This is a genomic window from Isoptericola sp. NPDC019571 (assembly GCF_044389385.1).
GTDB lineage: Bacteria > Actinomycetota > Actinomycetes > Actinomycetales > Cellulomonadaceae > Isoptericola > Isoptericola nanjingensis.
Genome location: NZ_JBIRXZ010000013.1, coordinates 90,953 through 100,098, shown reverse-complemented (window position 1 = coordinate 100,098; position 9,146 = coordinate 90,953). Strand labels below are relative to the sequence as shown.

Annotated in this window: 8 protein-coding genes; 6 read left to right on the top strand and 2 right to left on the bottom strand. The window is 74.5% G+C overall.

Going from position 1 to position 9,146, the window contains the following annotated elements:
- Positions 1 to 135 precede the first annotated feature (135 nt).
- Positions 136 to 1,197: a zinc-binding dehydrogenase gene (locus ACH443_RS19515; protein WP_430557480.1), complete on the bottom strand. Its 1,062-nt coding sequence runs from the start codon at positions 1,195 to 1,197 to the stop codon at positions 136 to 138.
- Between the two features lie 89 nt (positions 1,198 to 1,286).
- The gene (locus ACH443_RS19510) at positions 1,287 to 1,787 is read right to left on the bottom strand and encodes an inorganic diphosphatase (RefSeq protein WP_416344998.1); all 501 of its coding nucleotides are present in this window, start codon (positions 1,785 to 1,787) and stop codon (positions 1,287 to 1,289) included.
- Positions 1,788 to 2,036: 249 nt separating this feature from the next.
- Between ACH443_RS19510 and dacB the strand changes: the two genes are divergently transcribed.
- The 6 genes from dacB to folE all read left to right on the top strand — a co-directional run bounded on the left by dacB (position 2,037) and on the right by folE (position 9,139).
- Positions 2,037 to 3,449: a D-alanyl-D-alanine carboxypeptidase/D-alanyl-D-alanine-endopeptidase gene (gene dacB, locus ACH443_RS19505; RefSeq protein WP_430591239.1), complete on the top strand. Its 1,413-nt coding sequence runs from the start codon at positions 2,037 to 2,039 to the stop codon at positions 3,447 to 3,449.
- Positions 3,450 to 3,496: 47 nt separating this feature from the next.
- Positions 3,497 to 4,594, top strand: coding sequence for a zinc-dependent metalloprotease (locus tag ACH443_RS19500; protein ID WP_430591238.1), 1,098 nt, complete (start codon positions 3,497 to 3,499; stop codon positions 4,592 to 4,594).
- Positions 4,595 to 4,609: 15 nt separating this feature from the next.
- Positions 4,610 to 5,788, top strand: a complete 1,179-nt coding sequence (tilS, locus tag ACH443_RS19495; protein ID WP_430591237.1) for a tRNA lysidine(34) synthetase TilS — start codon at positions 4,610 to 4,612, stop codon at positions 5,786 to 5,788.
- 2 nt (positions 5,789 to 5,790) lie between these two features.
- Positions 5,791 to 6,342 carry a hypoxanthine phosphoribosyltransferase gene (gene hpt / locus ACH443_RS19490; protein WP_430591236.1) on the top strand — a complete coding sequence of 184 codons (552 nt, stop codon included), beginning with the start codon at positions 5,791 to 5,793 and terminating at the stop codon, positions 6,340 to 6,342.
- Between the two features lie 113 nt (positions 6,343 to 6,455).
- Positions 6,456 to 8,528: an ATP-dependent zinc metalloprotease FtsH gene (gene ftsH / locus ACH443_RS19485; RefSeq protein ID WP_429766773.1), complete on the top strand. Its 2,073-nt coding sequence runs from the start codon at positions 6,456 to 6,458 to the stop codon at positions 8,526 to 8,528.
- A 23-nt stretch (positions 8,529 to 8,551) separates the two neighbouring features.
- The gene (folE, locus tag ACH443_RS19480) at positions 8,552 to 9,139 is read left to right on the top strand and encodes a GTP cyclohydrolase I FolE (RefSeq protein ID WP_429766830.1); all 588 of its coding nucleotides are present in this window, start codon (positions 8,552 to 8,554) and stop codon (positions 9,137 to 9,139) included.
- Positions 9,140 to 9,146: the final 7 nt, after the last annotated feature.

Genomic DNA, 9,146 nt, shown 5'->3' with positions numbered 1-9,146 from the left:
CCCGCCCCCCGGCCCCCCCCCCCGCGGGGGGGGGGGGGGCGGCCGGGCCCCCCCCCCCCCGGGGGGGGGGGGGCGGGGGGGGGCCCCCCCCCCCGGCCCGCCCGGCCCCCCCCCCCCCCGCTCACAACGGTGGGGTCAGGGGCGCAGCAGCACCTTGGTGGCGCGGCGCTCGTCCATCGCGGCGTAGGCCTCGGCGACGTCGGCGAGCGGCAGCTCCAGGTCGAAGACCTTGCCGGGCACGATCGCCCCGGACAGGACCTCGGGCAGCAGCGTCTCCATGTAACGGCGGGCGGACGCCATACCGCCGCCGATGGTGACGTTGCGGTCGAACAGGCGCCGCACGCTCAGCTCGGGGCCGCCGTTCGGGACCCCGACGAAGCCGACGCGGCCGCCGCCGCGCACGACGTCGAGCGCGGTGTCCATCGACTGCTTGGTGCCGACGCACTCGAGCGCCGCGTCCGCCAGGTCGCCGCCGAGCAGGTCGCGGACGGCCGCGAGGCCCTCCTCGCCGCGCTCGGCGACGACGTCGGTGGCGCCGAACTCGCGGGCCAGGGCGGCCCGGTCGTCGTGGCGGCTCATGGCGACGATCCGCTCCGCGCCCAGGAGGCGCGCGCCGATCACGCCGGACAGCCCGACGGCGCCGTCGCCGACCACGACGACGGTGTCGCCCGCGGAGACGCCCGCGGAGAACGCCGCGTGGTACCCGGTGGACATGACGTCGGCGAGGGTGAGCAGGTGCGGCACCAGCCCCGCGGCCTCGAGCTCGGCCTCCGGCCGGCCCACGGGGAAGAGGGAGTGCTGCGCGAGCGGGATGCGCACGCGCTCGCCCTGGGCGCCGTCGACCGGGTTCCCCCAGCGGTCGGTGGAGCCGAAGCCGGTGACGAGGTCGCAGGCCGCGGGGTAGCCCGCCCGGCAGGCCTGGCACTCGCCGCAGCTCATGGTGAACGGCAGGATCACGAAGTCGCCGACCCGCGCCGACGTCACGTCGGCGCCGAGCTCCTCGACCACGCCCACCAGCTCGTGGCCGATGGGGCGCGGCCGCTTCACGGTCGTGACGCCGCGGTACGGCCACAGGTCGGAGCCGCACACGCAGGCGGCGACGACGCGGACCACCGCGTCGCCCGGGGTGAGGATCTTCGGGTCCGGGCGGTCCTCGACGCGGACGTCGCGGGGCCCGTGGATGACGGCTGCACGCATGGGTTCACGGTAGACGCCTCCGCACGGTCCGGGGACGACGGCGGCGCCGCACCCCCGGTGGGGTGCGGCGCCGTCGAGGGTCCGGGCGGTCAGTGACCGTCGTAGTAGCCGGTGTCCTTGGCGCGCTGGAAGGAGCGCTCGATCTCGGCCTCGGCGTCGGCGCGGCCCACCCAGTGGGCGCCCTCGACGGACTTGCCGGGCTCGAGGTCCTTGTAGACCTCGAAGAAGTGCTGGATCTCCAGGCGGTGGAAGTCGGAGACGTCGTCGATGTCCTGCCGCCACGCGGCGCGCTGGTCACCGAGCGGCACGCAGAGCACCTTGTCGTCGCCGCCGGCCTCGTCGCGCATGCGGAACATGCCGAGCGCGCGGCAGCGGATCAGGCAGCCGGGGAACGTGGGCTCCTCCAGCAGCACGAGCGCGTCCAGCGGGTCGCCGTCCTCGCCGAGGGTGCCCTCGATGAACCCGTAGTCGTCCGGGTAGCGGGTCGAGGTGAAGAGCATGCGGTCGAGGCGGATGCGACCGGTCTCGTGGTCGACCTCGTACTTGTTCCGCTGGCCCTTCGGGATCTCGATCGTGACGTCGAACTCCACTGTTCCTCCATGCTCGGGACGTGCTCGGGAGATGCTTCGGACATGCTCGCTGCGGGCATGCTCGGTGCGGACGCCCTGTCAAAGTGTGCCATGCGCGGGCACGCCCGCCCGGTCCGGTGCGGCGGCGTCGAACCGCGGACGGACGTGGGAAGATACGCACGGAGCGCGCCACGGGGTCCGGGCTGTGACGATGCTCACGGACGGCTCCCGGACGACTCACGGACGACTCACGGGGCGCGGGAGGACGACATGGGGTGGCGGGCCAGCGTCGGCGCCACCGTCACGACAGTGGTCGTGCTCTTCAGCGGCTATCTCGTGGCGGACGCCCTCGACGTCGTCCCGGGCATGCTCACCACGGCGCCCCCGCCCGCACCGGCGGCCCCCTTCCCGACGGCACCCGGCGCCACCACCGGCCCGACCCCCGAGCGCTCGCTGCCCGACCTGCCCTCCGACGCGCCGGAGCCCGCGGCGTCCGCCGTCGGCAAGCTCGTCACCGGGCTGACGAAGGACGACCGCCTGGGCAAGCGGGTCGGCGCCGTCGTCGTCGACGCCGCGTCCGGCGAGACGCTCGGCGCGGCCGCCCCGGACCGGCCGATGATCCCCGCCTCCACGCAGAAGCTCTTCACGGCCGTGGCCGCGCTCGCCGGCCCGGGCGGCGACACGACGCTCCCGACGACGGCGGTGCTCGACGACGAGACGCGCCTCGTGCTGGTGGGCGGCGGCGACATGATGCTCGCGGCCGGCTCCGGCGACCCCGACGCGGTGAACGGCCGTGCCGGACTGGGCGACCTCGCGGACCAGGTGGCCGCGCAGGTGCTGGACGCCGGGCAGGACACGGTGACCCTCGGCCTGGACGACACGCTGTTCTCGGGCCCGGCCGTGCCCGCCGACGTGCCCGCCGCGGACGTCAGGGACGGCTACACCGCCCCGGTCGCCGCCCTCGCCGTCGACGTCGCACGCACCACGGACGAGGAGTACGCGCCGCGCGAGAAGGATCCGGCGATGGCGGCCGCACGCACGTTCGCGAAGGCGTTGGAGAAGCGGGGCGTCGCCGTGCGCGGCGAGGTCTCCCGCGAGGAGGCGCCGTCGTCGGCGCGCGAGGTCGGCCGGGTGGAGTCCGCGCCGCTGCGCGACGTCGTCGGCGACATGCTGCGCCGCTCGGACAACACCATCACGGAGGTCGTGGGCCGCATCGTGGCGCTCGACGCCGGCGAGCCCGGCACCGGCACGGCGGCGATCGAGGCCGTGACCGCGCAGGTCGAGGAGCTCGGCGTCGACATGGACGGCGCCAGGCTCGTGGACCTGTCCGGGCTGGGTCGCGGGTCGCGGGCGACGCCCAGCCAGCTCGCCGCGGTGCTGACGCTCGCCGTGGACCCCGACCACCCCGAGCTGCGCGACGTCGCCGACGGCCTCGCCGTCGCGGGCCTGAACGGCACCCTGCACGACCGCTACCCGACGTCGAACCCCGGCCGCGGCTACGTCAACGGCAAGACGGGGAGCCTGCCGAAGGTCACGGGCCTGGCCGGCACCGTCGTCACGGCCGACGACCGGCTCCTGGTGTTCGTGACGCTCGCGGACAAGGTGCCCGAGGGCGGTTCCGCCGGCGCGCGGGTGATCTTCGACGACTTCGCGGGGAAGCTCGCCGACTGCGGCTGCCGGTAGGCCCCGTCGACGCCGGCGGTACGCCCGGCGATGGTTACCGTGGTCCCGTGACCACGCCAGCCCCCGCCGCCGAGCCCCTGCTGGACTGGACGGCGGCGGCGCAGATCGCCGGGCGGCTCGCGCGCCCGGGCGCCACGGCCCCCCGCGACGACCTCGACGCCCTGGTCGCCGGGCTGCGCTCCGCGGCCGGGGACGCCGTCGGGCACGTGCTGGAGGTCACGGGCATGACGCCGGCGACGCCGCGCGTGGAGGGCGTGCTCGGCGACGTGCACGTGGTGGACCGGGCCGGCTGGGCCCGCGCCAACGCGCAGTCGATGCGGGCCATGACCGACCCCGTGATGGCGGTGCTTGCCGGGGAGATGCCGGCCACGTCGTCGGCGGCGCGGCTGGCCGGGGCGGCGGAGGTCGGAGGCCTGCTCGCGCTGCTGTCGGGCCGCGTGCTCGGGCAGTTCGACCCGTACGGTGCCGGCCACGCCCCCGGTCACGGCCGGCTGCTCCTCGTAGCGCCGAACGTGCTGCAGGTCGAGCGGGCGCTCGGGCTGCGCCCCGGGGACTTCCGCCTGTGGGTGTGCCTGCACGAGCAGACGCACGCCCTCCAGTTCGCCGCGGCGCCGTGGCTCGCCGACCACCTGGTGGGGCGCGTCGGCGACCTGATGAGCGGCGTCACCCGCGGCTCGGTCGCGATGGCGCACGCCCCGCTGCGGGAGAAGGCCGCGGTGGTCGGCCGCACCGTGCTGCGGGCGGTGCGCGGCGAGCTCGTCACGCCGCTCGACGGCATCCTCGGACCCGAGCAGCGGCGCGAGCTCGAGGAGATCACCGCCGTCATGGCCCTGCTCGAGGGGCACGCCGACGTGATGATGGACGCCGTCGGGCCGCGCGTCGTGCGCTCCGTGCGCACCATCCGCGCCCGGTTCGAGAAGCGGCGCGACGGCGAGGGGGCGCCCGCGCTGGACGTCGTGCTGCGGCGCGTGCTCGGCATGGACGCCAAGCTCGCGCAGTACCGCGACGGCGCCGCGTTCGTGCGGGCCGTCGAGGAGCGGGTCGGGCGGGACGGGCTCAACGCCGTCTGGTCGGGGCCCGGGTTCCTGCCGTCCGCCCGCGAGATCGCCGACCCGCGCGCCTGGGTGCGCCGCGTGCACGGCTGACGACGGGCGGACGACATGGCCCGCGTCGACCCGGCGCTCGCGGCGGCCCGCGCGGCCGTGCGGGCCGAGCTGGCGGACCTCGCGCGCGACCGCGGGCTGGCGGCGGGCGACCTGGTGCTCGTCGCGTGCTCCGGCGGCGCGGACAGCCTCGCGCTGGCGGCGGCCGCGGCGCTCGAGGCGCCGCGGGTGGGCCGGTCGGTGCGCTCGGCGGGGTTCGCGGTGCGGGTCGGGGCGGTCGTCGTGGACCACGGGATGCAGGAGGGCTCGGACGTGGTGGCGGCCACGGCGGCCGCGCGCTGCCGCGACCTCGGCCTCGACCCGGTGCTGGTGCGTCGGGTCCGGGTGGACGCCGGCCCGGGCGCGGACGGCCCGGAGGGTGCCGCCCGCGCCGCCCGGTACGCCGCGCTCGACGGCGTGGCCGACGAGACCGGGGCCGTCGCCGTCCTGCTCGGCCACACGCTCGACGACCAGGCGGAGTCCGTGCTGCTCGGGCTGGCGCGGGGGAGCGGGGCGCGGTCGCTGGCGGGGATGCCCCGGCGCCGGGGCCGCTACCGCCGGCCGTTCCTCGGCCTGCGCCGTGCGCAGACCGAGGCGGTGTGCGCCGCCGTCGGCGTGGACTTCTGGACCGACCCCACCAACCTGATGCCCGACGGCGCGGAGGGCGTCGACGGCGAGGGCGGCGCCGCCGTGCCCGCCCGCACGCGGGTGCGTGCCGCCGTCGTGCCGGTGCTGGAGGACGCGCTGGGGCCGGGCGTCGTCGAGTCGCTCGCGCGCACCGCCGGCCAGCTGCGCGCCGACGCCGACGCGCTCGACGCCCTGGCCGCCGACCTGCTCGCCGCGGCCACCCTCCCCACCGGCGAGCTGTCGGACGTCCAGCCCACCGGGGCGCACCAGGCCTCTGACCGCACCCTGGTGCTCGACGTCGGCCCCCTCGCGGAGGCGCACGCCGCGCTGCGTCGTCGTGCCCTGCGGTCGGCGGCGCTGGCCGTCGGCTGCCCACCCGGAGCGACGACGGCGCGGCACGTGGACGCGCTGGACGCGCTCGTCGTCTCGTGGCGTGGGCAGGGAGACGTCCACCTGCCGGGCGACGCCCGAGCGCTCCGCGCGTGTGGCAGGCTCTACCTGCGCCCCGCCGAGCCGCACCCCGCCGGGGCGGCGCACCCCCCAGCCCCAACCCCGCCCCTCGAGGAGTGACCGTGGACCAGTCGGACGTCGAAGGCGACCTCGCCAACATCCTGCTCACCGAGGAGCAGATCGGCAGCAAGCTCGACGAGATCGCCGCACGGATCGACGCGGACTACGCGGGCCAGGACCTGCTGCTCGTCGGCGTGCTCAAGGGCGCCGTCATGGTCATGGCGGACCTCGCGCGCCGCCTGCACCACCCGGTGCAGATGGACTGGATGGCGGTGTCCTCGTACGGGTCGGGCACCAAGTCGTCCGGCGTCGTGCGCATCCTCAAGGACCTCGACGCCGACCTCACGGGCCGCAACGTGCTCATCGTCGAGGACGTCATCGACTCCGGGCTCACGCTCTCGTGGCTCGTCGCGAACCTGCGGTCCCGCGGCCCGGCGTCGGTGGCGATCGCCACCATGCTCCGCAAGCCCGACGCCGCGAAGGTGGACGTCGACGTGCGCTACGTCGGCTTCGACATCCCGAACGAGTTCGTCGTCGGCTACGGCCTCGACTACGCCGAGAAGTACCGCAACCTGCCGTTCGTCGGCACGCTCGCGCCCCACGTCTACTCCTGACGAGCGCCGTCGCGCCCTGGGCGAACACCCACGGTTCGTCCACACTCGGCGTGTAGCGTCGTGAACCACACGTTGCCCGACGGAAGGGAAGCGGGGAACCGTCCCCGTCGCCGATGAACATCAAGAAGATCCTGAGCGGCCCGATCATCTGGATCGTGGTCGGCCTGCTGCTCGTCTCGCTGGCCTTCAGCGCGTTCAACACCGATCGGGTGTCGCGGATCGAGACCTCCCAGGGGCTCGAGCTGCTCGCCGGCGACACGGTCGACCACGCCCTCGTCGTGGACGGGGAGCAGCGCGTCGAGCTGGAACTGAGCGAGAAGTACGTCACCGGCGCGGGCACCGAGAGCGAGCAGGACCACGGCACGAAGGTCGAGTTCTTCTACGTCGAACCGCAGGGCGACACCGTCGCGACGGCCGTCGAGAAGGCGGACCCCCCGAAGGGCTTCGACTCCGAGAACCCGCAGCCCAGCTTCTGGAGCTCGATCCTCGGGTTCCTCATCCCGTTCCTGCTCATCGGCGTCGTGTTCTGGTTCATCCTGTCGAGGGCGCAGGGCGGCGGCCGCAACGGCGTCATGGGCTTCGGCAAGTCCAAGGCCAAGCTGATCAGCAAGGACATGCCGCAGGTGACCTTCGCCGACGTCGCGGGCGTGGACGAGGCGGTCGAGGAGCTCCACGAGATCAAGGAGTTCCTCGAGGACCCGGCGAAGTTCCAGGCCGTGGGCGCCAAGATCCCCAAGGGCGTGCTGCTGTACGGCCCGCCCGGAACCGGCAAGACTCTCCTCGCGCGCGCCGTCGCCGGCGAGGCCGGGGTGCCGTTCTACTCGATCTCCGGCTCGGACTTCGTCGAGATGTTCGTCGGCGTCGGCGCCTCCCGTGTGCGCGACCTGTTCGAGCAGGCGAAGAACAACTCGCCCGCGATCATCTTCGTCGACGAGATCGACGCCGTCGGCCGCCACCGCGGTGCCGGCATGGGCGGCGGGCACGACGAGCGCGAGCAGACCCTGAACCAGATGCTCGTCGAGATGGACGGCTTCGACGTCAAGACGAACGTCATCCTCATCGCCGCCACCAACCGGCCCGACATCCTCGACCCGGCGCTGCTGCGGCCCGGCCGCTTCGACCGCCAGGTGGCCGTCGAGGCCCCCGACCTCAAGGGCCGCGAGCACATCCTCAAGGTGCACGCGCAGGGCAAGCCGATGGTCGAGAGCATCGACCTGGCCGTCGTCGCGCGCCGCACGCCCGGCTTCACCGGTGCGGACCTGGCGAACGTCCTCAACGAGGCCGCGCTGCTCACCGCGCGCAGCGGCGCCCAGCTGATCGACGACCGTGCGCTGGACGAGGCCATCGACCGCGTCATCGCCGGCCCGCAGAAGCGTACCCGCGTGATGAAGGTCAAGGAGCAGAAGATCACCGCGTACCACGAGGGCGGGCACGCCCTGGTCGCGGCGGCGATGCGCTACACGGACCCCGTCACCAAGGTGACGATCCTGCCGCGCGGCCGGGCCCTCGGCTACACGATGGTGATGCCGATGGAGGACAAGTACTCCACCACCCGCAACGAGCTGCTCGACCAGCTCGCGTACGCGATGGGCGGCCGCGTGGCCGAGGAGATCGTCTTCCACGACCCGACCACGGGCGCGAGCAACGACATCGAGAAGGCCACGGCGACCGCGCGCAAGATGGTCACCGAGTACGGCATGAGCGAGAAGGTCGGCGCGATCAAGCTCGGCAGCGGGTCCGGCGAGCCGTTCCTGGGCCGCGACATGGGCCACCAGCGCGACTACTCCGAGGCCGTCGCCGGCACCGTCGACCACGAGGTGCGCAAGCTCGTCGAGGCGGCGCACGACGAGGCGTGGCAGGTGCTCACCCAGTACCGCGACGTGCTCGACGACCTGGTGCTGCGCCTGCTGGAGAAGGAGACGCTCAACCAGGCGGAGCTCGCCGAGGTCTTCGCCCCCGTCGTCAAGCGCGAGCCGCGCGACGTGTGGCTGTCCAGCGAGCAGCGCACGGTGCACACGCGCGGCCCGATCATGACGGACGCCGAGCGCGCCGCGTCCAACGGCAACGGTCAGGCCGTCGTGCCTCAGGACGAGGCCGCCATCGTGGGCAACGAGCACGACCTGCAGGAGGCCGGGCCCGGCCTCGGCAGCGACACCGAGCCGCCGGCGGCGGGGGACAACCGGTGACCGACCCGGTGACGGACCTGGGCATGCGGGCTCCCGTCGACGTGCCGCCGTACGACGCCGCCCGCGCGGAGGCCGCGGTCCGCGAGCTGCTGCTCGCGGTCGGCGAGGACCCGGACCGCGAGGGCCTCAAGGAGACGCCGGCCCGCGTGGCCCGCGCGTACCAGGAGATCTTCGCGGGGCTCCGCCAGGAGCCGGAGGACGTGCTCACCACGACCTTCGACATCGGCCACGAGGAGATGGTGCTGGTCCGCGACATCGAGGTGTACTCGACGTGCGAGCACCACCTCGTGCCGTTCCACGGCGTCGCGCACGTGGGCTACATCCCCAACACCGACGGTCGCATCACGGGTCTGTCGAAGCTGGCGCGCCTCGTCGAGGTGTACGCCCGCCGCCCGCAGGTGCAGGAGCGCCTGACGACGCAGGTGGCGGACGCGCTGGTGCGCATCCTCGAGCCGCGCGGCGTCCTCGTGGTGGTGGAGTGCGAGCACCTGTGCATGTCGATGCGCGGGGTGCGCAAGCCCGGCTCGCGGACCGTCACGTCGGCGGTGCGCGGCATCATGCAGAACGCGACCACGCGCGCCGAGGCCATGAGCCTCATCACGGGACGGTGACCCGGGC

Coding starts and splice junctions, on each gene's coding strand:
- ftsH (WP_429766773.1), top strand. CDS start 6,456: ATGAACATCAAGAAGATCCTGAGCGGCCCGATCATCTGGATCGTGGTC.
- ACH443_RS19515 (WP_430557480.1), bottom strand. CDS start 1,197: ATGCGTGCAGCCGTCATCCACGGGCCCCGCGACGTCCGCGTCGAGGAC.
- dacB (WP_430591239.1), top strand. CDS start 2,037: ATGGGGTGGCGGGCCAGCGTCGGCGCCACCGTCACGACAGTGGTCGTG.
- tilS (WP_430591237.1), top strand. CDS start 4,610: ATGGCCCGCGTCGACCCGGCGCTCGCGGCGGCCCGCGCGGCCGTGCGG.
- folE (WP_429766830.1), top strand. CDS start 8,552: ATGCGGGCTCCCGTCGACGTGCCGCCGTACGACGCCGCCCGCGCGGAG.